The sequence below is a fragment of the Actinocrinis sp. genome (genome assembly GCF_035946395.1).
Classification (GTDB): Bacteria; Actinomycetota; Actinomycetes; order Streptomycetales; family Catenulisporaceae; genus Actinocrinis.
Genome location: NZ_DASYZI010000063.1, coordinates 1 through 23,261, shown reverse-complemented (window position 1 = coordinate 23,261; position 23,261 = coordinate 1). Strand labels below are relative to the sequence as shown.

Below are 23,261 nucleotides of genomic sequence, written 5' to 3'. Positions count from 1 at the left end.
GCGGCGGGGCATGAGGGCCCTTCGAACTCGGCTGGGGCGCGAGTCGTGCCCCGGCCGGCTCTGCCTCGGTTCACCGCGAACGCAGCGCGGCGGCGAGCCCGGCGACCGACGGATTGTCGAAGAGCCTTTGCAGGCCGTCGTCCGCGCTGTCCTCGATGCCCAGTTCGTCCTTCATCCGGCCGAGCACCCGGATCGCGTGCAGTGAGTCCCCGCCCAGCTCGAAGAAGTTCTCCTCGATCCCGAAGTCGTCGCGGCCCAGCGCCTCGCGCCAGAACTCGAACAGCTTGCGCTCCAGTTCGTCGCGCGGCGCCGTCGTTTCGCTCGCGGCCGCGGCGTCTGAAGGCGCGGGCAGGGCCGACAGGTCGACCTTGCCGTTCGCGCTCAACGGTATGCGGGTGATGAACAGGTAATGCCGGGGGACCATGTACTCCGGCAGCAGGTGCTCAAGCGCCTCGCGCAGCGCGGCGGCATCGGGATGGAGGCTCTTCGAACTGGGGGGATGGGTCGCGCCAGCCGTGATCCGGCCGGCGTCGGCGGGGACCACGTGGGCGACGAGCCGGCGCTGCCCGGTTCTCGGATTGGCGTCCACGGTGACGACCGCCTCGGCCACCGCGGGCTGGCGGCGCAGTGCCGCCGCGATCTCCCCGAGCTCGATCCGGTACCCGTTGATCTTCACCTGGGAGTCGTCGCGGCCGAGGAACTCGATGTCGCCGCCGGGCAGGTAACGGCCCACGTCGCCGGTGCGGTAGAGCCGCTCCTGGGTCTTCGGGTGGATGATGAAGCGCTCGGCCGTCTTCTCGGGATCCGCCCAGTACCCCGCGGCCACGCCCACGCCGCCGATGTGGATCCCGCCCTCGGTCCACACCGGGCACGGTTCGAGCCACTCGTTGTAGACGTGAAGGGTCTGATTGGCCAGCGGCTTGCCGTAGGGGATCCTGGTCCACTGCTTCGGAACCTCACCGATCGGGTACTCCACCGACCAGATCGACGCCTCGGTGGCCCCGCCCAGGCTGATCACCCGGGCCGCCGGGTAGATCGCGCGGATCCGGTCCGGCAGCGCCACGGGAATCCAGTCCCCGCTGAGCAGGACCACGCGCAGCCTTTGCCCCGGCGCCGCGTTCGCCCGTTCGTGTGCGTCCATCCACACCTGCATGAGCGCGGGCACCGTGTTCCACAGCGTGACGCCGTGACGGTCGACCAACTCGCTCCAGTGCGACGGGTCGAGCGACTTCGCCGGGGAGGGCGTGATCACCGCGCCGCCGGCGGCCAGGACGCCGAAGACGTCGTAGACGGACAGGTCGAAGCTCAGCGCGGACAGCGCCAGCACCCGATCCGCGGGTCCGACCTGATAGCGGGCGTTGATGTCCTGGACCGTGTTGGCCGCGGCGTGATGATTGATCATCACGCCCTTCGGCTGCCCGGTCGAGCCGGAGGTGAAGATCACGTACGCCAGGTCTCCCGGAGCCGGCGCGGTCTGCGGCGGGACGGCGGCGGCGCCGCGCACCTCGGCGTCGGCGAACGTGACCGTCGTGACGTTCTGCGGCCAGTCCAGTTCGTCGCGCAGCCGCGGCGTCGTGACGACGATCCGCACCCCGCCCTGGTCGAGCAGCTGCTGTCGCCGCGCCGCCGGCCACTGGGGATCGATCGGCAGGTAGGCGGCGCCGCAGCGGCTGACGCCGAGGACGGCCGCGATCTGTTCCGTGCCGCGCTCCGCGACGACGGCGATCAACGTGTTCGCGGCCGCGCCGAGTTCGATGAGGCGGTGGGCGAGGCGGTACGCGTCGTCCATCAGCTCGCGGTAGCTGAGCTTCGCGTCGGGCGAGATCACGGCGTCCGCGTCGGGACTGAGTTCGGCCTGCGCCTCGACCAGTTCGCTCAGGGTGCGGGACGGGATCGGCGTCGCGGTGCCGTTGGCCTGGTCGCGTTCCCCGGCCTGCCAGGCGGGCAGCGCGACCAGCGGCGTCTTCTCGTCCCAGGCGCTCTCGTCACGGCTGAGCCGGTCGAGTACCGAGCAGTAGGCCGCGAACATGTCGTCCAGCATGCCGCCGGGGAACAGCGACTCGACGCAGTCCCAGTTGACCAGCAGCTCGCCCCGGTCCTCCATGACCTGGTGGTCCAGCCAGACCTGTGGAGTCTGGCTGACCGAGTGGACGACCTCGCCGAGGAAGTGCGCGGCGGCGGGCGCGCTGCGCGCCTGGTCCAGCCCGATCAGGCTGGTGAACACGATCGGCATGGCCGCTCCGGGCCGCCCGCCGAGCCGCCGGGCGCGCTCCCTCAGTACCCTGATGCCGCTGTAGGAGAGGTGGTCCAGGTCCTGGATCAGCCGGCGGTGCAGCGCCTCCACCCGGACCGCGAACGGCGCGTCCGGCCCGGCCTCGACCCCGAGCAGCAGGACCGTGGTGAAGTCGCCGATGATCTCGCCGATCTGCGGGTGCAGCGGCGGCCGGTTGAACAGGGTCAGGTTCAGCGTGAAGTCGGGCCGCTTCGACCACGAGCGCAGCACGTCGCTGAACGCGGTCATCAGCACCGCGGAGGGGGTCACGCCGCGGTGCCGGGCGGTCGCCTTGACCGCCTCCCACTGCTCGCGGGGCAGCCGGGTGTGGCGCCTGGTGAACTGCGAGCGCTTCGGCTGCCCGGTCGCCAGCGGCAATTCGGGCGGTGGCGGCAGCTCGTCCAGGCGCCCGAGCCAGTACTCCCGGTCCTCGGCGTACTTGCGCCCGGCGCGCAGCGACTCCTCGGCTAGGACGAAGTCGCGGTAGGAGAGTTCGAGCTGCGCGGCCGCGTGGCCGGGCTCCTCGTAGAAGCGCTGCCAGTCCTGATACAGCAGACCGACGCTGAACCCGTCCAGGATCAGCATGTCGAGGCTGACGTGAAGCCGCGACCTGGTGTCGTCGAGGCGTGACGCGCGGACGTCGAACAGCGGCCAGCGGTCGGCTGGCAGGACCTGGTGCGCCATCTCGGCCCTGATGCCGCCGATGTGCGCGTCCTGGGCCTCGGGAGTCAGTCCCCGTAGATCGTGTGTGGCGATTTCGTACGCCGGGACCTCGCGCAGGATCCGCTGCCTGCCGTCCGGCTGGATGATCGCGCGGAGCATGTCGTGCCGTTCGATCACCGCGTTCAGGCTCCGGCCGAGGCGCGTGAGGTCGAGCCCGGTCTCGAACTCGACGTACGCGTGCGTCGAGACGCCGCCGAACTCGACTGCGGGGTTGCGGCCGACCCAGTAGGCGTGCTGGATCTCGGTCAGTGCGAAGGGTTCGTACCGGCTCTCGGGCCGCGGTGTGATCTCGGGGGGCGCGTCACCGCCTTCAGCCCGCCGCACGATCGCGGTCAACGCGTCGCGGTTCAGCCGCAGCTGCTCGCGAAGCTCCGGCGTCAGCACCCCCGCAGGGGCGATGACGTGCAGCTTCTCGTCCTCAAGCCGTAGCTTCACGCCCAGCCTGCGCAGTTCGGAGAGCAGCTCCCGGGTCATTGCGCCCGCCTCCAGTCCGAGTCCGTGGTTCCGCTGCACTGTCAAAGGACCAGCACTTCGGCCGCTTCGGGGTCGGCCGACCGGTCGTCGGCGGCCACGACGAGGCTTCTGGCGATGAGCTGCTGGCAGATGAGGTCGACGACATCTCCCGCGGTGGCGGTGCCGAGCAGTTGCTGCGGGGGCACGTCCACGCCGAGGTCCGCGCGGAACCGGTCCCTCAGCCGCACCATTCCCAGCGAGTCGAGGCCGAGTTGCCCGAGCCGGGCCTGGTGGAACCGCGGCCGCAGCTCCTCGCGGTGCTCCGGGGACAGCTCCAGCAACACGACGGCCTGCTCCAGCAGCGCGTCGAGCAGGAGCCGCCGGGCCGCTTCGGGTTCGTGCAGCGCGAGCCGGACCGCCTCCTCGACGTCCATCGGCCGCTGCTCGGCGGCGCGCTGCGGAACCACGGCGGCGAGTTCGGCCGGGCCGATCGCCCGCAGCCGCAGGCCCTCGACGGTCGCGAGGATTTCGCCCGAGTCCGAGAGCAGCTCCAGGTCCAGCGGCCGGTGCCCGGACGTGTCGTCGCCGTTTCGGCGCACATGGCACCAAACGCGGGCCGGGAGGCGATGATGAGCACTGATCCGGTCGATCGACTCGGGGGACGCGATGCTCTCCGCGTCCCGTGTCTCTGTGCCCGGTGTCTCTGTGCCCAGAGTCTCCGTGTCCCGTGTCTCCGTGTCCCCTGCGTCTTCGTCTACTGCGAACGTGGCGGCGGCGTGGAAGCAGGCTTCGAGCACGACCGGGTGCAGGACGTACGCGCCGTCCTCGCTCACGGCGGCCCGGACGTCGACGAGTGCGAGCGCTTCGTCCTCGTTGCGCCACATCGCCTTGACGCCGTGGAGGGCGGGGCCGTACTGAACGCCGAGCCGCTGGCGGCCCGAGTAGAAGGCCTCGATTTCCTGCTCGGTGACCTGCCGCGTCATCAGAGCGCGAAGCCGTTCGAGGTCGGCCGTTCCCGCGCGCGCGAGTCGGACGGGCGGTGCGGGCGGTGCGGCGCTCGCCGTGAAGCGTTCGATCCACGGACCCGGCTGGTTCCCGGAGGCCCTGGTGAAGCCGCGCGCCTGGCAGCCCTCCGCCTCGGTGTCCACGGCCGCCTGCACTGCGACCGGTTTCCTGCCCGGGAACGGGATGAACCCGTGAAGGGTCAGATTCGCCAGGGCCCACGGTCCAGGCCGGGCCGCGGCGGTGTCCGCGTGCAGGGCGGCCAGCGCCCACTCCACGACGGCGGCGGGCGGCAGAACGGGTGTGCCGTGGATCTGGTGTTGGCCCAGGAACCAGGGCTGTCTCGCGGTGAGCGTGTGGGTGAACCACTTCTCGGCGCCGCCGGCCAGATCGATCGCGCCGCCGAGCAGCGGGTGCTCGATCGCCTGTGGGCCGGCCTGCGCCGCGTGTCCGAGGACGATCGGCGTGTCGAGCCAGTAGCGCTGGTGTTGGAAGGGATAAGTGGGCAGCACGGGCACGGTCCGCTGCGGGTGCCTGCCGGTGAATGCCGCCTTCCAGGCCACATCGCAGCCCGACACGTGGGCCTGCGCCAGGCAGGCGAGGAACGTGTCCGTCTCGGGTCGGTCGGTATGCAGAGCGCTGGCGCACACGCGGCCGTCAACGGAGAAGGAGTCGATCGATGCCTGAGGCCCGAGTTCGAGGCAGACGGTGACGCCGCGAGTCTGGGCCTGGCGCAGATCATCGGGCAGGTTCGCCTGCCGATCCGCCAAGCCGGCCCAGTAGCCTGCGGAGCGCAGTTCGTCCACGGTGGCGGGCCGGTCGCCACCGGCCAGGACCGCGAACCTCGGCTTGGCGAAGCCGAGGCCTTGCGCGACCTGGCGCGTGTCACCGTTGCCATACGCGACGGCGAGCGCGGCGGCGTCGGGAAGCGACAGGATTCCTGCGGCATACGCCGCCATGATCTGCCCGACTCCGGAGCCGAGGACGCAGTCCGGTGCCACACCGAAGGCCGCGACCAGGTGATGGAGCGCGACCTGAACGGCGAACAGGGCCGCGTGGGAGTACGGGGCCTGCCGGAGCGCGCTCGCGTCCGGCGGTTTCCCATTCGTCAGTGGTTGCCCGGTTGCCAGAATGAGCTCGCGCAGCGGCCGGTCGAGGTGCTTGTCAAGGTGGGTGCACGCGTCGTCGAGCGCTTGGGCGAACTGCGGGAACGACGCGTGAAGCTCGCTGCCCGCTCCAGGCCGCATGCCGTCACCGGTGAACGCGATCGCCGTTTTGGCCGTGGCGCCGGCCTCGCCTGTCAGCAGGCCGGTCGCGGGCTCGCCCCGGGACAGGGCGCTGAGACGGTCCCGCAACTCGGCCCGGGTGGAAGCGATGGCCACGGCCCGGTGCCGGAACGCAGACCTCGTCGTTGCCAGGGAATGGCCGATGTCGGCCGGACCCAACTCGGGGCGCGCCTCGGTGAACGCGCGCAACTGCGCGGCCTGAGCACGCAGCGCGTCCTGCGTCTTGCCCGAGATCACCCAGGCGACCGGCCCGGTTTGCTCGGAAGCGGCTGAATCGCCGCCCGCGTCGCCCGCGGATTCGCCGGCGGCTGGCGGTGGCTGTTCGAGGGATGGCTGTTCGAGGATCAGGTGGGCGTTGGTGCCGCTGATCCCGAACGACGAGACCCCGGCACGCCGGACGTGGCCGTTGGCCGGCCACGGGATCGACTCGGTCAAAAGAGACACCCCGCCGCCGGCCCAGTCGACGTACGGGGAGGGTTCGTCCACGTGCAGCGTGCGGCCGAGCCGGCCCCGCTGCATGGACATCACCATCTTGATCACACCCGCCACGCCGGCCGCGGCCTGGGCGTGGCCGATGTTGGACTTGACCGAGCCCAGCCACAGCGGCTCGCGCCCGGAACGTTCCCGGCCGTAGACGGCGATCAGCGCCTCGGCCTCGATCGAGTCGCCCAGCGCGGTGCCCGCGCCGTGGCCCTCGACGGCGTCGATCTGGTCCGGGGTCAGCCGGGCGTCGGCCAGCGCCTGGCGGATGACGCTCTCCTCGGCGGGACCGCTCGGGGAGGTCAGCCCGTTCGTGGCGCCGACCTGGTTGATCGCGGAACCGCGGATGAGCGCGATGACCTGGTGGCCGTTGCGCCGAGCGTCCGAGAGGCGCTCAAGCAGCAGCAGCCCCACGCCCTCGCCGAAGCCCATCCCGTCGGCCGCCGCGGCGAACGCCTTGCAGCGTCCGTCCGAGGAGAGCGCTTCACGTCGGCTGAACTCGACGAACACGTTCGGGCTCGCCGTGACGGTGACTCCGCCGGCCAGCGCCAGCTCGCAGTCGCCGCGCCGCAGTCCCTGGCAGGCCAGGTGCGTGGCCACCAGCGACGAGGAGCACGCGGTGTCGATGGTGACCGCCGGACCGTGCAGGCCCAGGGCGTAGGAGACCCGGCCCGAGGTCGTGCTCGGCGCGCCGCCGACCACGAGGTGGTCCTCGACCGCGTCCGGCAGCGTCGACTGGAGTCTGGCCGCGTAGTTGCAGTACGAGACGCCGACGTACAGGCCGGTCGCGGTACTGCGCAGCGCGGTCGGATCCAGCCCCGCGCGCTCGACGGTCTCCCACGAGGTCTCCAGCAGCAGGCGCTGCTGCGGATCCATCGCCAGCGCCTCCTGCGGGCCGATGTCGAAGAAGCCCGCGTCGAACCGGTCGGCTCCGGCCACGAAGCCGCCCTGGCGGGCCGGGGCGCCGCCCGCCCGGCCGTCCTCGGGACCGGGCAGTTCCACGCCACCCCATCCCCGGTCGGCGGGGAAGGGCGAGACGCCGTCGCCGTCGGCCGCCACGAATTCCCACAGCTCCTCGGGAGAGCGCACACCGCCGGGGAAACGGCAGCCCATCGCGACGACGGCGATCGGCTCCTGTTCCCTGGCCTCCATCTCGCGTAGCCGCCGGGTGGAAAGCTGTAGCTCGGCGGTGACCTTTCTCAAATACTGACGCAGTTTCTCTTCATCCGCCATCGTGTTTGAGCTCCTTGGCCTGATGCCGAGCCGCCTCCCCCGCCCGAGAACGCTAACGATTGAGCAGTTCGATCAAAACCCCTATCTTGCCCCTACGAATCAGGGTGCCCCTATGCCGCTGACGCGGTGTCACATGCGGTGACCTGGTACTTGTGCGGCTGCGTGGTTCCTAGGGGTCGGCTAGGGGCTGGACGCCCGGAATAACCGGCACGTACTCTGGCGCAAAACGAGGGTACTGATTCCGCTGCTCGGATTATGTCACCGTGACACCGGGTCGGCCGAAGTCCGGGAATGTGCGGGCGGGAGATCCTCCGGAAATCCCCGCCGACTCACTCATGTCGTTTTGGAAACCCTATGGATTTCGATCTGTCGGTAGCTCAACGCAAACGTTTCGCCGATATCGGTTCCGCGGTCCTGGAACGATTCGGCGAACTTCCGCCGGCCACCCGGCCGCAGCTGACCCGGCCCGAGTGGAAGGCCGCGGCGGACCTCGGCCTGGCCGGGCTCTGCTTGCCGGCCGAGTACGGCGGCCAGGGCCTCGGCGCGCTGGACACGGCGCTGTGCCTCGAAGCGTTCGGCCGCTCGTGCCCGGACACCGGGCTCGTGTTCGCGCTCTGCGCCCACCTGCTGGCCTGCGCCGTCCCGGTCCGCGACTTCGCCGGCGACGAGGTGCGCGGCACGCTGCTGTCCGGCCTGGCCTCGGGCGACCTCATCGCCGCCAACGCGATGACGGAGGACGACGCCGGATCCGACGTCGGGCATCTCGCGACGACCGCGCAGCCGGTGGACGGCGGCTACCTCCTCGACGGGGAGAAGTCGTTCGCCAGCAACGCCCCGATCGCCGACCTGATCGTCACCTACGCGGTCACCGACCGCTCCGCCGGCTTCCTCGGCATATCAGCGTTCGCGGTGCCGCGCGAGCTCGACGGGATCAGCGTCGGGCCGCCGTTCTCGAAGATGGGCCTGAGCAGCTGCCCGGCGGCGCGCGTGCGGTTCGAGCGCTGCTTCGTGCCGCGGCGGTACCTGCTGGGCGAGGACGGCGGCGGCGCCGCCATCTTCCAGCACTCGATGGGGTGGGAGCGCAGCTGCCTGTTCGCCGGGTACCTCGGCCTGATGGACCGCCAGCTGGAGCAGTGCGTCGAACACGCGCGCGAACGGCGGCAGTTCGGCCGCAGGATCGGCGGCTTCCAGGCCGTCTCACACCGGATCGCGGGGATGAAGCAGCGTCTTGAGGGCGCCCGGCTGCTGCTCTACCGCGCGTGCTGGCTCCTCGACGAGGGCAGGGAGCACGTCGAGCAGACCGCCCTGGCGAAGGTCGCCGTCTCGGAGGCGGCGGTCGCCAACAGCCTGGACGCCGTGCAGATCTTCGGCGGCGCGGGATACCTGTCCCCGACCGGGATCGAGCGGCAGCTGCGCGACAGCGTGCCGGCGATGATCTTCTCGGGCACCACCGACATCCAGCGCGAGCTGATAGCCAGGGAGGTCGGGCTGTGAGCCTGCACCAGCTGCTGATCGAGGCCGCCGCGCGCGAGCCGGACCGGCCGGCCGTGGCCGGGCCGTCCGGCGCGGTGACCTACGGCGAGCTCGACGCCTGGGCCGACACGCTGGCCCACCGGCTGCTCGGGCTCGGCGTGGGCCGCGGTGACCGGGTCGTGATCTGGGCGGCCAAGTCGGCGGCCGCGGTGGCGGCGATGCAGGCCGTGCTGCGGCTGGGCGCGGCCTATGTCCCGGTGGACGGCACGACGCCGGTCGGCCGGGTCGCGGCGCTCGCCCGCGACTGCGGTGCCGGCGCGGTACTGACCGCCGCGGGCCGGATCCCGAAGATCTCCGCCGAGCTCGGACCGCAGGTCGGCTGCGCGAGCCTGGCCGCGGAGCCGGGAGCGACGCCGAAGCCGGTCAACGAACTCGTGGCCGACGACGAACTGGGGTTCATCCTCTACACCTCCGGGTCCACCGGAACCCCGAAGGGCGTGTGCATCAGCCACGGCAACGCCCGCGCGTTCGTGGACTGGGCAGTGGACGTGCTCGGACCCGGACCGCAGGACCGGTTCGCCAACCACGCTCCGTTCACCTTCGACCTCTCGGTCCTCGACCTGTACGCCGCCTTCTCGGCCGGCGCGTCGGTGCACCTCATCCCGTCCGAGCTCTCCTTCGCTCCCGCGCAGCTCGTCGAGTTCGTCCACCGGGAGCGGATCACCGTCTGGTACTCGGTGCCGTCCGCACTCGCGCTGATGATGCGGTACGGCGGACTGCTCGAAACGCCCACGCCCGACTCTCTGCGCGCAGTGCTGTTCGCGGGCGAGCCGTTCCCGATCACGCAACTGCGCGCCCTGGCCGGGTGGACCCGGGCCCGGATGCTCAACCTGTACGGCCCGACCGAGACGAACGTGTGCACCTTCCACGAGGTGACCACAGCGGATCTCGAACGCGACCGCCCCGTGCCCATCGGAACGGCGGCCAGCGGTGACCGGGTGTGGGCGCAGCGATCCGACGGAGGCGTCGCCGGTCTCGGCGAGGAGGGCGAACTCATCGTCGAGGGACCGACGGTGATGGCCGGGTATTGGGGCCGGGGGCCGCATCGCGGGCCCTATCGCACCGGGGACCTGGTCCGGGTGCTGCCCGACGGCGCCTTCGACTACCTCGGCCGCGGCGATCACATGGTGAAGATCCGCGGGCACCGGATCGAACTGGGCGAGGTGGAGTCCGCGTTCACAGGGCACGAAGACGTGGCCGAGGCCGCCGCGGTGGCCGTGGGCGAGGGCCTCGACCGGCGGCTGGTCGCCTTCGTCGCGCCGAAGCCCGGCTGTGACCCCGGCGTGCCGGCGCTCAGGCAGCACAGCTCGCAGCATCTGCCGCGCTACATGCTGCCCGACGAGGTGCACGTCATCGCCGGGCTGCCGAGAACCGGCACCGGAAAGGTCGACCGCCTGGCGCTGGCGGCGCGCGCGGAGCGCCGGCAGGCGCGGCCGTGAGATCCGCCCGCGGCTGCGAACCACTGACCCGCGAACCACTGACCCCGGCCCGTCGGCCCGCAACCGCCGGCGCCCTGCCACTGATCCCGAATCACTGACTCGGAACCACTGCCCCCGAACCGCTGCCCCCCAACTACTGACCCCGAACCACTGATAGAGGGAAGACGAGATGTCGGCTGATCAGGTCTTGGCGCGGATAACGGAGTTCATCCGCGAGAGCTTCCTGGACGGAGACCCGAAGGGCGAGCTGGACGAGGCCTCGCCGCTGCTCGAATGGGGCGTCCTCAACTCGATGAACACCGCGGTGCTGCTCAACTTCCTGCGCGAGGACCTCGGCGTCAACGTCCCGCCGGCGGCGATCAACCGGGCGAGGTTCAAGAACGTCGGCACCATCACGGCGCTGGTCGTCGAGCTGATGGACGCGTCCGGCGCGGCGCGGCTCGAAGGGAGCGAGGCGCGGTGAGCACTGACTACGACTACGACGTCGCGATCATCGGCGCCGGCCCGGCGGGATCGAGCGCGGCCGCGTACCTGGCCAAGGCGGGGATGTCGGTTGCCGTCTTCGAGAGCGAGATCTTCCCGCGCGAGCACGTCGGCGAGTCGCTGGTACCCGCGACGACGCGCGTGCTGCTGGAGACCGGCGCGATGGAGGCCGTGGAGAACGCGGGCTTCCCGAAGAAGTACGGCGCGGCGTGGACCTCGGCGCAGTCGCGCAACGTCATCGCCAACGTCTTCAACAAGTTCTCCCACGAACTCGGCTCGGCCGAGATCCAGTTCAACGAGCGCGACCAGCCCGGCGTCGACCGCGACTACACCTTCCACGTCGACCGCGGACGGTTCGACCTCATCCTGCTCAAGCACGCCGAGAGCGTCGGCGCCAAGGTGTTCCAGGGCGTGCGGGTGCTGAACGCGGACTTCGACGACCCGCAGAAGGTGACGCTCACCGTCCGGCTCGGCCCGCGCGAGGTCCCGATCAGCGCGCGGATGCTGATCGACGCGTCGGGCCGGCAGACCATGCTCGGCCGGCAGCTGAAGGTGAAGGTGGCGGACCCGGTCTTCGACCAGTACGCCGTGCACGCCTGGTTCGAGGGGCTGGACCGCAAGGCGCTCGCCTTCAACTTCGAGAAGTCCGACTACATCTACATCCACTTCCTGCCGATCAGCGACACGTGGGTGTGGCAGATCCCCATCTCCGACACGGTCACCAGCGTCGGCGTGGTGACGCAGAAGCAGCGGTTCGCCGAGGCCGGCACCGACCGGGAGAAGTTCTTCTGGGACTTCGTGTCGAGCCGGCCCGACCTGTACGAGGCGTTGCAGAAGGCCGAGCGCGTCCGCCCGTTCAAGGCCGAGGGCGACTACAGCTACGCGATGCAGCAGATCTGCGGCGACCGGTTCGTGATGATCGGGGACGCGGCGCGGTTCGTCGACCCGATCTTCTCCAGCGGGGTGAGCGTCGCGCTCAACAGCGCGCGGCTGGCCAGCCGGGACATCATCGCCGCGAACGAGGCGGGCGACTTCTCCCGCGAGCGGTTCGCCGCCTACGAGCGCGTCATCCGCAACGGCGTGCGCAACTGGTACGAGTTCATCTCGGTCTACTACCGGCTCAACATCCTGTTCACCACGTTCGTGCAGGACCCGCGGTACCGGCTGGACGTGGTCAGGCTGCTCCAGGGCGAACTCTACGACGACGAAGAGCCCGAGGTGCTGCGCATCATGCGGGAGACGGTGGCCGCGGTCGAAGAGGACGAGACCCACCTGTGGCACGAGCACCTGGGCACTCTCCGGGCGCCGACAGCGGCTCCGGCCTTCTAAGAGGGTGCGCGGCATGGATTGCCGGGCTCGCGGACCGATGGCCGTCGCGTGGCCACGTTTTTATCATGCACTGCTTTATCAGGCACTGCGTCATCGGTCACCGCGTCATCAGGCACCGCGTCGTCGGTCGGCACGCAGCGTCGCTCATGCGGCTGACGCCGCGTGGCGCTGTGCCGCACTCCTGCGCCCTGCCATGCTCGGCCCCCGACCTGCGAGCTGGTCCGGCATCCATGCCGTGCATCCCCTAAGGCTCGGCCGAACGGACGACGCGGGTCTCGATGTGCGGGGCCGGTGCCCTGAGCGCGAGCGCGGCGACGGCGCCGGACGGCGCGGGCAGGTCCGCGAGCGACCACTCGCGGACCGCGCCACAGTGCGCCGGCAGGGCCACCAGGGCTCCGTCGGCGGTGGTCACGATGGCTCGCAGATCGGCGGCCAGCCCGGTGCCGATCGCCTTCGCGACGGCTTCCTTTCGCGTCCAGAAGCGGAGAAACAGCGCCTCCCTGGATGCGGCGCCTGCCGCATCCAGGTCGCGCCGCTCGCCGTCGGAAAGCATCTCGCGAGCCAGGGCGTCGAGGCCGGGCAGCGGCCGTACCGGCTCGACGTCGACTCCGACGGGGCTGTCCCACGACAGCGCGGCGGCCGTGATCGCGTCGGCGTGACTGAGGCTCACGTGCAAGCCGGCCGGATGATCGACCAGCGGCCGGCCGGCTGGCGTGTAGCTCCAACGCTGCTGCTGCGGCGGACAGCCGGTGTAATGCGCGACCAGCAGCCGTGCGGTGCGGTGCGCGGCCGCCCGGCTTCGCTGGTGCCGGGCGGCCCGGCCGTCCAGCCCCGGCGAAGCGCCTGCGGGAAGCGCGTCGGCGCCCGCATCGACGCCGAACCATACGACGACCCGGGCGCCGTGCCCGGCGTCCGGCGCTGACATCGTCCGCCCCCTGATACCCATCCGGACCGCGGCGTCAACGCGCAGTCAGAGGTCTTAGATCTTAGAAGGAAACAGGCCATGTCGGATTCCGTCGCCGCGAACGCTTCAGCTTCAGCCGAGCCGATCGCCGTGGTCGGCGTGGGATGCCGGTTCCCCGGAGGCGCCCGCCGCCTGGACTCGTTCGGCGCTGTCCTCACCTCCGGCGCGGACGTCTTCCGCGAGGTGCCGCCTGATCGCTGGGGCCGGGAGTACAGCGATCCGAAAGGCCGTGCGGGCACCACCTCCAGCCATGTCGGCGGCTTCCTCGAAGAGGTCGACCGGTTCGACGCGGCCTTCTTCAACATCGCGCCGCGCGAGGCCGAGTTCATCGACCCGCAGCAGCGCCTCGTGCTCGAAGTCGCGTGGGAGGCGATGAGCGACTCCGGGCGGCCGTACGACGCCTGGGCGGGCACGCGCACCGGCGGCTTCCTCGGCATGCTCGCCTACGACTACGCCACCGTGCACTCCAAGACCCTCGGCATCGAGGGCATCGGCCCGCACTACGTGAGCGGGAACGAGTTCAGCTTCGCCATGGGCCGGCTGGCGTACACCTTCGACCTGCGCGGACCGATGGCCGCGTTCACCTCCGCCTGCTCCTCGTCGCTCTTCGCGGTCCACCTGGCTCGCCAGAGCCTGCTGGCCGGCGAATGCGACGTGGCCCTCGCCGGCGGCGTCAGCCTGATGCTCGCCCCGGAACTGAGCGTCTTCATGAGCCGCATCGGGGCGATCTCGCCCACCGGACGCTGCCGCCCCTTCGCCGCCGACGCCGACGGAGTGCTGCGCGGGGACGGCTGCGGCATCGTCGTGCTCAAGCGCCTCTCCGACGCGCTGGCCGATCGCGATCGCGTGTACGCCGTGATCCGCGGTTCGGTGGCCAACCATGACGGACGCAGCCTGGGCATCACGGCGCCGAACGGAGCATCCCAAGCCTCGCTGCTGCGCTCCACGCTGGCCTACACCGGGGTCGAGCCGGATGCCGTCGACTACGTCGAGGCGCACGGAACGGGAACACCGCTGGGCGACCAGATCGAGCTCATGACACTGGCCGAGGTCTACGGCAGCGGCCGCCGAGCGGACCGGCCGCTGTACGTCGGGTCCAACAAGGCAGTGTTCGGACACACGGACGGCGCAGCAGGCATCGCCGGCCTGCTCAAGGGCATCTGGATCATCAACAACGGGCACGTGCCCGGGCAGCCTGATCCCGGAAGGCTCACCTCCGCGGTCGACTGGAAGCGCGGTGGGATCGCCGTGCCGACCGCGGGCGTCGACCTCGACGTGGCCGACGCGGACCGGCCGGTCCGCGTCGGGGTGAGTTCGTTCGGACTGAGCGGCACCAACGTCCACATGATCGTGGAAGGCCTGGAGCGAGTCGAGGACGAGCCGGACCAGCCGTCGCGCGGTCCGCACGTGCTCGTGGTTTCCGCTTCCCGGCCGGACGCGCTTTCCGAGCAGGTGACGCTGATGCGTGAGCGCATCGCCGAGAACACCGACCGGCTCGGCGATCTTGTCGCCTCCGCGGCGACTCGCCGGACCCACGAAAAGCACCGCTACGCCGCCGTGGCGACGACGACCGAGGATCTGCTCGCCGCGCTGAGCGATCCGCTGGATCCGCCGGACGGTGCGTACACGGGCGTGGCCGATCCGGAAAGCACCCCCGGCCCGGTGTTCGTGTACTCGGGCCAGGGCTGCCAATGGCCGGGTATGGCCGTGGATCTGTATGCCGCCGCGCCGGTGGTCCGGGACGCGCTCGACGAGTGTGACGCGCTGATCCGCGGTGAGAGTGCGACGTCGTGGTCGCTGCTGGACGAACTGCGCCGCACCGAGGGCAGCCGACTCGACCGCACCGACATCGCGCAGCCCGCGATCCTCGCGGTACAGGTGGCGCTGACCAGGTGGCTCGCCGGGGCCGGTGTCCGGCCCGAGGCGGTCATCGGGCACAGCGCCGGCGAGATAGCCGCCGCGTGGGCGGCCGGGAGCCTTCCCCTCTCCGACGCTGTGCGGCTCATCGTGCTGCGCGGGCAGCTCCTACAGGAGACGGCGGGCGCCGGGCGCATGCTGGCTGTTCGCGGGGAACCTGACGCCGTGTCGGCGCTCTTGGCGAGCCGTGGCCTGGCGGTCGTCGTCTCCGGCGTCAACGGACCGACATCCGTCGTGCTCAGCGGACCCGCCGCCGACATCGAACTCGCCGCCGTGGCGCTGGAGGAGCACGGCCTGCGCTGCAAGCAACTGCCGCTGGACTACGCCTTCCACAGCCCGCTGATAGCGAATCAAGGCCCGCGCCTACGTGCCGCGCTGGCCGACCTGCGGCCTGCCGTACCGACGATCCGACTGCTGTCCAGCGTTCAGCCTGATGCCGACGGCACACCGCTCGACGCGTCGTACTGGGAGCGCAATCTCACCGAGCCGGTGCTGTTGTGGCCCGCCGTCGACCGCTTGCTGGCGGAGAAGGACCGCACGCTCGTCGAGATCGGCCCCGATCCGGTGCTCGGCCGAGCGCTCGCGGAAGCCGCGCAGCGCCGTGGACGCAGCGGCCCGGCGATGAACACCCTGCGCCGCGGAGAGCCAGGGATGGTCGAGCTGCACAGGTCACTCGCCCAAATGCACACGATCGGCATCACGGTCGACTGGGAGAAGGTCATCGGCAGGCCGACGCGTTACCGCACGCTGCCCGCGCAGTCGTGGGGCGGCGGGCGGTACTGGTTGCCAGGAGTCGAACGCGGACAGCAGAAGCGCGCGTCAGGTGGCGATGCGACGCCAGTGGCGGTGACGGCGCAACTGCGCCTCCTCGACGCCGATGGCCGGGTGATCAGCGAGATGGTCGCCACACCCAACGGCCAGGCTGCGTTCAATGGCCAGGTCGCGCCCAACGGGCACACCGCCGTGGCCAACGGGACGGTCCCCGCGTCTCAGCCCCGGTCGCAGCCCCAATCCCGGCCAGAGCTCACGGTGGCCGATCGTCCCGCCGTGGCCGCCGTGCCAGGACCGGTCGCGCCGGTGAATGCGCGCCCGGCCGCGCGGATGGCCGATCGCGTGGACGCACTGGTCCGCGACATCCTCGGCTTCGGCCCGGAGCATCCGCTGCTGCGCCGCCGCGGCCTGTTCGACCAGGGCATGGATTCGCTGACCGCCGTGGAGCTCGGCAGCAGGCTCGGCGCGGAACTCGGCACGACCCTGCCGACCACGCTCGCCTTCGAATATCCGACGATCGAAGCCCTCGGCGGATACCTCGCGGATCTTGTTCCCGCCCCGGCTGATCCGCCATCGGCCGCGACCGAACCGGCGGCGGCCTCCGTAGCTGTGGATGAGCCCGGCATTTCTGCCGGGGTTCCGGACGACACCGACGCCGTTGCCGTGATCGGCTTGGCCTGCCGGCTGCCGGGCGCCTCGTCGGCAGAGGAGTTCTGGACGCTGCTGACCGAGGGCCGCAATGCCGTGACGGAGCTGCCCGCCGCCCGGCGCGGCGACCCGATCTGGGCAGAGGCCGGTGCGCAGGTCCCCACCCGCGGCGGGTATCTCGACGACGTCGCGGGTTTCGACGCCGAGTTCTTCCGCGTCTCCCCGCGCGAGGCGAAGTCGCTCGACCCGCAGCAGCGGCTGCTGCTGGAAGTCGCGTGGGAGGCGCTGGAGGACGCCGGGCAGCCGCCACGCGCGCTCGAAGGCAGGCCGGTCGGCGTCTACGTCGGCCTGAACACGGCCGACTACCAGCAACTGCTCACCCGCGACCTGGCCGACGTGGACCACTACTACGGGACGGGCACCTCGTTCGCCGCGACGGCCGGGCGCCTCTCGTACTTCCTGGGCCTGCGCGGACCCAGCATCGCCGTGGACACGGCGTGTTCGTCCTCGCTGACCGCTGTCCACCTCGCCTGCCAGGGGCTGCGCGAGGGCGACTGCGAGATCGCGGTCGTCGGCGGGGCCAACGTGATCGTCGCTCCGACGGTCTCGGTCTCGATGTCCGCGGCCGACGCGCTCGCCCCCGACGGCCGGTGCAAGACCTTCGACGACGACGCCGACGGGTACGGGCGCGGCGAGGGCGCGGCCGTGTTCGTCCTCAAGCCGCTGTCGGCAGCGCGACGGGACGGCGATCGTGTCTACGCCCTGATCCGGGGGACCGCGGTCAACCAGGACGGCGCGAGCGGCGGCATGACCGTGCCGAGCGCCGCCGCGCAGACGGCGGTCATCCGCCAAGCGGTCGCGCGGGCGGGCTGGCAGCCGCACGAGGTCGACTACGTCGAGGCGCACGGCACCGGGACGCCGCTGGGCGACCCCATCGAGGTACACGCGCTCGCCGAGGCACTGAGCCCCGGCCGCGACGAGCGAAACCCGCTGCTGCTGGGATCGGTCAAGGCGAACCTGGGCCACCTTGAGGCTGCGGCCGGGGCCGCCGGGCTGCTCAAGGTGGTCCTGGCGCTGCACGCCGGCGAACTTCCCGCCCACCTGATCTCCCGGCCGTCCACGCGCATCGAGTGGGACAGGTTCCCGGTGCGCATCGTCACCGAACGGCGCGCATGGCCCGAGCGGGACAGGCCCTGGCGTGCGGGGGTGAGCTCGTTCGGTTTCAGCGGCAGCAACGCGCACATCGTCGTCGAGCAGAATCCGACGCAGGCGATCTCGGCGCGTACGCCGACTCCGGCGCGTGCGGAGCCGCCTTACGTGCTCCCGGTGACCGCGGCCAGCCTGCCCGCCTTGCGCGAGGCAGCCGGTCGTATGGCCGCCCGGTTGCGCGCAGCGCCGGAAGAACTCGACGACATCGTCAGCACGGCCGCCTACCGCCGCTCCTGGCTCGACCACCGGCTCGCGGTCACCGGGCGCGACGGCGCCGAACTCGCCGCCGCGCTGGAACTGGCGGCGGCCGGCGAGAGCGCGCCGGACGTCCGGATCGGCGAGGCACCCGACGAGTCGCAGTACGCGGTCGCGTTCCGGTACGGCGCGCAGCCGCCCTCGGCCAGACTGCTGGACCGGCTGGTGACAGTCCCCGAATACGCGGATGCGTTCCAGGATTGCACGCGGCAGCTGGCATCGCTGACCGGGCTGCGTTTCAAGCCGGGCGTACGGCAGCCGCGTGAACTGCGTGCCGCGTTCGTGTTCTGCCATCACGTGGCCGCGACGCGGCTTTGGGCGACGGTCGGCGTGGCGCCGCAGGCCGCCGTCGGCGACGGGCCGGCGGAAATCAGCGCGGCCTGGGCGGCGGGGCGGCTCACGCTGGCCGAGGCCCTGCGCGCCGCCGCGGGCCAGACTACTGATATCGAGCGGGCGCCCGGCCTGATCCCGGTCTTCTCCGCCGACGCGCGGTCGGCTGAGGCGATGGCCGCGCAGGGCGTGGCGACCGTTGTTGACATCATGCTCGGCGACCTGCCCAAGCCTCTCGCCGGCCGGTTCGGCGGCGTCGCGGTTGCGGACGATCCGCTGGACCGGCTCGCCCGCACGGCAGCAGAACTCTTCGTCGCCGGGGCCGCTCCCGCGCTCGGGCCGAGTACCCGACGCAGGCCGGTAAGCCTTCCCGCATACCCGTGGCAGCGCCGTCCGCACTGGTATCGCGAGACTGCGGACACCGCGAAGAGCCGCGCGGCCGTGCCCTGGACCCTGTCCGGAACCAACCGGACCGAGGTGCGCGCGCAGGCGGCCCGGCTGCGGGAGTTCATCGAGGTGCGGCCGCAGCTCGGCGTGGCCGATGTCGGATGGTCGCTGGGCGCCGCGCTGACCGGTCTGCCGCACCGCGGCATCGTCCTGGCCCGCGACCTGGACGGTTTCCGCCGGGGGCTGAAGGCTCTGGCGGGCGGTCAGCCCGCGGCGAACGTGATCGAGGGCGTGGCGCGCAGCGCGAAGACCGCGATGGTCTTCCCCGGCCAGGGCTCGCAGTGGGCCGGCATGGCCGTCGAGCTGTTGGCGGGCGCCCCGGCTTTTGCGGCGCAGATGCGCGCGTGCGAGCAGGCCATCGCGCCGTATGTGGACTGGTCGCTGGACGCTGTCATCCGGGGCGCCCCGGGCGCTGCGTCGTTGGACCGGGTCGACGTGGTGCAACCGGTGCTGTTCGCGGTGATGGTGTCGCTGGCCGAGCTGTGGCGGTCGTACGGGCTGCGGCCCGCTGCGGTCGTCGGCCATTCGCAGGGTGAGATCGCCGCCGCGTACGTAGCGGGAGCGTTGTCGCTGGAGGATGCCGCCCGAGTGGTGACGCTGCGCAGCGCGGAACTGTTGCAGCTGTCGGGCGCGGGCGGCATGGTCTCGGCCGACCTGAGCCGCGACGACGCCGAGCAGCGGCTGCGGCACTGGGGTGACCGGCTGTCGATCGCCGCGGTGAACGGACCGGGCACCGTCGTGATCTCCGGCGACCCGGACGCGCTGGCCGAGCTGACCGAAAGCTGCGCGGAAGAGGGGTACCGCGTCCGGCGCATCGACGTGGACTACGCCTCGCACTCCGCGCACGTCGAGCGGATCCACGACCGCCTGGTCGACGTGCTTTCCGGGATCAGGCCGCGCAGCGCGCGGATACCGTTCTACTCGGCGGTGACGGCCGGGCTGCTCGACACGGCCGAACTCGGCCCCGAGTACTGGTACCGGAACCTGCGCCAGACCGTGCGGTTCGAGCAGGCCGTTCAAGCTCTCCTGGGCGCCGGGCACGGGGTGTTCGTCGAGGCGAGCCCGCATCCGGTGCTCGCGGCGGGCATCGAGGAGACCGCGCTCGAAGCGCAGATCGCCGCGGCGGCGGTCGGGTCGCTGCGCCGCGACGAAGGCGGCCTCGACCAGTTCACGTCCTCGCTGGCCAGGGCGTACGCGCACGGGGCCGACGTCGACTGGCGGCCCGCGTTCGCCGGGCGCGGCGCGCGGCTCGTCGAGCTGCCGAAAGCAGCGGCGCAGGGTCCGGCGCAGCCCGGTGGCGCGGCGGCCGAAGACGCGGCGCAGAGCCTGTTCTGGGACGCCGTGGAGCGCGAGGACCTGTCGTCGCTGGCTGAGACGCTCGGCCTTTCCGATGACGAGCCCGTCTCGCTGGAAAGCCTCGTGCCGGCGCTGGCGTCGTGGCGGCGTGGACTGCGGCAGGAGTCGGTGCTGGACTCCTGGCGGTATCGCGTCGTGTGGCGGCCGGTGCCGGAACCGGTTGCCGCGAAGCTGTCCGGGACGTGGCTGGTAGTCGCCCCGGCAGAAGGCGCGGGCCGGGCGCGGGCTGCCGAGGCGGCTGCGGCGTTGGCGCGAAGCGGCGCCGACGTCCGCGAGGTCGTGCTGGACGCAGTGCACGTAGACCGTGAAGGCGCGGCTTCCCGGCTCGCCGAGATCACGGGCGCGGACACGGCGGGAGTGCTTTCGCTGCTGGCGTTGGACGAGCGGCCGCGTGCTGATCACCCGGTTGTCGCGGCGGGAGTGGCGGCGACCCTGGTGCTCGTGCAGGCGCTCGGTGACGCGGGTGTGGAAGCGCCGATGTGGTTGGCCACCCGCGGCGCGGTGTCGGCTGCGGACGGCGACGGCGGCTCGATGTCGCCGACGCAGGCTCAGATATGGGGTCTGGGCCAGGCCGTCGGCATGGAGCAGCCGCACCGGTGGGGCGGCCTGATCGACCTGCCCGAGGCGGCGGACGAGCAGTCGCTGCGGTGGCTCTGCGGCGTTCTCGCGAGTCCGGGCGGTGAGGATCAGTTCGCCATCCGCCGAGAGGGAGTGTCCGTACGGCGGCTGACACCCGACCCGCTGAACGGCCGTAAGCCGGTGCGCAAGTGGCGGCCGGAAGGCAGCGTCCTGATTACGGGAGGCACCGGGCGGCTCGGCCGCCGCCTCGCCCGATGGCTGGCGGCGAACGGGGCGGAGCACCTGGTGCTCGTCAGCCGGCGCGGATCCGCGGCGCCGGGTGCGGCCGAGCTGGAGGCGGAGCTGACCGCGTCGGGCACCCGGGTGACGCTCGCCGCCTGCGACGTAGCAGACCGGGCGGCGCTCAAGGCGCTGCTGGAGCGGCTCGACGCAGAGGGCTGCCGCATCCGCAGCGTGATTCACGCCGCGGTCGTGCCCGTGCGCGGCCTGCTGGCCGAGTCCACCACGGCGCAACTCGCGAGCGCCATCACGTCCAAAGTCGCCGGCGCGCAGAACCTCGACGAACTGCTGGACCGGGAGACGCTGGACGCGTTCGTCGTCTTCTCCTCGGTCGCGGGCATCTGGGGCGGCGCGGACCACGGTGTCTACGCGGCCACCAACGCCCACCTGGACGCGCTCGCCGAGCGGCGCCGCGCCGGCGGCGCTGCGTGCACCAGCGTCTCCTGGGGAATCTGGGACGCCTTCGGCGAGTCCGCCGCCGACGCCGACATGCGGGCGATACTCACCGATCAGTCGGTCCGTCAGGGACTGCCCCTGCTGGAACCGGGAACGGCGCTCGGCGCGCTGCAACAGGTGCTCGACCATGACGAGACCTCGGTTGTCGTCGCGGACGTGGACTGGGAGCTGTTCGCCGCGCTCTACACCGCGGCGCGCCCGCGCCCGCTGCTCGACGAGCTGGTCGCGGCCCGACGCGCCGCGGCTGCGGCGGGCGCCCCGGATCAGGACGGGTCGTCGGGATCGGACCTGGCGCGACAGCTGGCCGGCGTGCCCGAGGCCGAGCGCGAGTGGCTGGTCGTCGATCTGGTGCGCACGCACGCCGCCGCCGTGCTCGGCCATGACAGGCCGGACACGGTGGACCCTGACCGCTCGTTCCAGGAACTCGGATCCGACTCGGTGACGGCGGTGGAACTGCGCAACCGGCTCAACACCGCCACCGGCCTGCGGCTGCCGGCGTCTCTGGTCTACGACTACCCGACTCCCGCCGCGGTCGCGGCGTACCTGTGCTCGCAGGTCGCGGTCGGCGAACAGGCCGCGGCCACGTCCGGGGCGCCCGCCGGGCTCGCGCCCGAGCCCTTGCCCGCGACCGAAACCGATCCGATCGCGATCGTGGGGCTGGCGTGCCGCTATCCGGGAGGCGCCGATTCGCCGGAGGACCTGTGGCGGCTGGTGGCCGAGGGGCGGGACGCGATCTCGGCGTTCCCGACGGACCGCGGCTGGGATCTGGAGGCCTTGTTCGATCCCGATCCGGACCGGCCGGGCAAGTCGTACGTGCGCGCGGGCGGCTTCCTGCGCGACGCCGGGGACTTCGACGCGGGCCTGTTCGGCATCTCGCCGCGCGAGGCGCTGGCCATGGACCCGCAGCAGCGGCTGCTGTTGGAAACCTGCTGGGAACTGTTCGAGCGCTCGGGCGTGAACCCGCTCTCCCTGAGGGGCAGCAAGAGCGGCGTGTTCATCGGGGCGGTTCCGTCCGACTACGTGACGGCCGCGCGTGAAGTGCCGGAGAGCGTCGAGGGCTATGCGGTGACCGGGACCACGGGGAGCGTGGTTTCCGGCCGGGTGGCGTATGTGTTCGGTTTGGAGGGACCCGCGGTCACGGTTGACACCGCGTGTTCTTCGTCGCTGGTCGCGTTGCACCTGGCGAGTCAGGCGTTGCGTGTGGGGGAGTGCTCGCTTGCGGTGGCCGGCGGGGTGTCGGTGATGTCGAGCCCCAAGGGGTTCATCGAGTTCAGTCGGCAGCGCGCCCTGGCTGCCGACGGACGATGCAAATCCTTCGCGGCGTCAGCAGACGGATACGGACCCGCCGAAGGCGTCGGCCTGCTGCTGATGGAGCGACTGTCGGACGCGCGGCGCAACGGTCATCGAGTCCTGGCACTGGTGCGGGGCTCCGCGCTCAACCAGGACGGCGCCAGCAATGGCCTGACCGCGCCGAACGGTCCGTCGCAACAGCGGGTGATCCGTGCGGCGCTGGCCAGCGCCGGCGTGTCGGCGGCTGAGGTCGATGTCGTGGAGGCGCACGGCACCGGCACGATCCTGGGCGATCCGATCGAGGCGCAGGCGCTGCTGGCGACCTATGGTCAGCAGCGATCCGCGCGGCGGCCGGTGCTGTTGGGGTCGGTGAAGTCGAACATCGGTCATACGCAGGCTGCTGCGGGTGCTGCCGGTGTGATCAAGATGGTGTTGGCGTTGCAGCACGCTGTGGTGCCCGCGACGCTGCACGTGGATGCGCCAAGCCCGCACATCGACTGGACCTCCGGCGCGGTGGAACTCGCCGT

General features: G+C 71.6%; 8 protein-coding genes. 5 read left to right on the top strand and 3 right to left on the bottom strand.

Features of this window, described 5'->3' with window-relative positions; translation table 11 throughout:
• Nucleotides 1-70: 70 nt before the first annotated feature.
• Both VGS97_RS04190 and VGS97_RS04185 read right to left on the bottom strand, forming a co-directional pair.
• Nucleotides 71-3,469: an amino acid adenylation domain-containing protein gene (locus VGS97_RS04190; RefSeq protein WP_326851843.1), complete on the bottom strand. Its 3,399-nt coding sequence runs from the start codon at nt 3,467-3,469 to the stop codon at nt 71-73.
• Nucleotides 3,470-3,510: 41 nt separating this feature from the next.
• A complete protein-coding gene (locus VGS97_RS04185; RefSeq protein WP_326851842.1) occupies nt 3,511-7,449 on the bottom strand; it encodes a type I polyketide synthase in 3,939 nt (1,312 codons plus the stop codon).
• Between the two features lie 354 nt (nt 7,450-7,803).
• Between VGS97_RS04185 and VGS97_RS04180 the strand changes: the two genes are divergently transcribed.
• The 4 genes from VGS97_RS04180 (at nt 7,804) to VGS97_RS04165 (ending at nt 12,233) form a co-directional block, all read left to right on the top strand.
• A complete protein-coding gene (locus VGS97_RS04180) occupies nt 7,804-8,943 on the top strand; it encodes an acyl-CoA dehydrogenase family protein (RefSeq protein WP_326851841.1) in 1,140 nt (379 codons plus the stop codon).
• A complete protein-coding gene (locus VGS97_RS04175; RefSeq protein ID WP_326851840.1) occupies nt 8,940-10,421 on the top strand; it encodes an amino acid adenylation domain-containing protein in 1,482 nt (493 codons plus the stop codon). Before VGS97_RS04180 ends, VGS97_RS04175 begins: the two co-directional genes overlap by 4 nt.
• A 169-nt stretch (nt 10,422-10,590) precedes the next feature.
• Nucleotides 10,591-10,884 carry a hypothetical protein gene (locus VGS97_RS04170; RefSeq protein WP_326851839.1) on the top strand — a complete coding sequence of 98 codons (294 nt, stop codon included), beginning with the start codon at nt 10,591-10,593 and terminating at the stop codon, nt 10,882-10,884.
• Nucleotides 10,881-12,233, top strand: a complete 1,353-nt coding sequence (locus VGS97_RS04165; RefSeq protein ID WP_326851838.1) for an NAD(P)/FAD-dependent oxidoreductase — start codon at nt 10,881-10,883, stop codon at nt 12,231-12,233. The genes VGS97_RS04170 and VGS97_RS04165 overlap by 4 nt, the downstream gene beginning before the upstream one ends.
• Before the next feature lie 244 nt (nt 12,234-12,477).
• Here VGS97_RS04165 and VGS97_RS04160 read toward each other — a convergent pair whose 3' ends face one another.
• Entirely contained in the window at nt 12,478-13,158 is a 681-nt protein-coding gene (locus VGS97_RS04160; RefSeq protein WP_326851837.1) for a 4'-phosphopantetheinyl transferase family protein, read from the bottom strand.
• A 78-nt stretch (nt 13,159-13,236) separates the two neighbouring features.
• On the opposite strand from VGS97_RS04160, the gene VGS97_RS04155 reads away from it, so the two are divergent.
• On the top strand, nt 13,237-23,261 hold a 10,025-nt coding region (locus VGS97_RS04155), incomplete at its 3' end, for an SDR family NAD(P)-dependent oxidoreductase (RefSeq protein WP_326851836.1).

Coding starts and splice junctions, on each gene's coding strand:
- VGS97_RS04170 (WP_326851839.1), top strand. CDS start 10,591: ATGTCGGCTGATCAGGTCTTGGCGCGGATAACGGAGTTCATCCGCGAG.
- VGS97_RS04160 (WP_326851837.1), bottom strand. CDS start 13,158: ATGTCAGCGCCGGACGCCGGGCACGGCGCCCGGGTCGTCGTATGGTTC.
- VGS97_RS04180 (WP_326851841.1), top strand. CDS start 7,804: ATGGATTTCGATCTGTCGGTAGCTCAACGCAAACGTTTCGCCGATATC.
- VGS97_RS04185 (WP_326851842.1), bottom strand. CDS start 7,449: ATGGCGGATGAAGAGAAACTGCGTCAGTATTTGAGAAAGGTCACCGCC.
- VGS97_RS04190 (WP_326851843.1), bottom strand. CDS start 3,469: ATGACCCGGGAGCTGCTCTCCGAACTGCGCAGGCTGGGCGTGAAGCTA.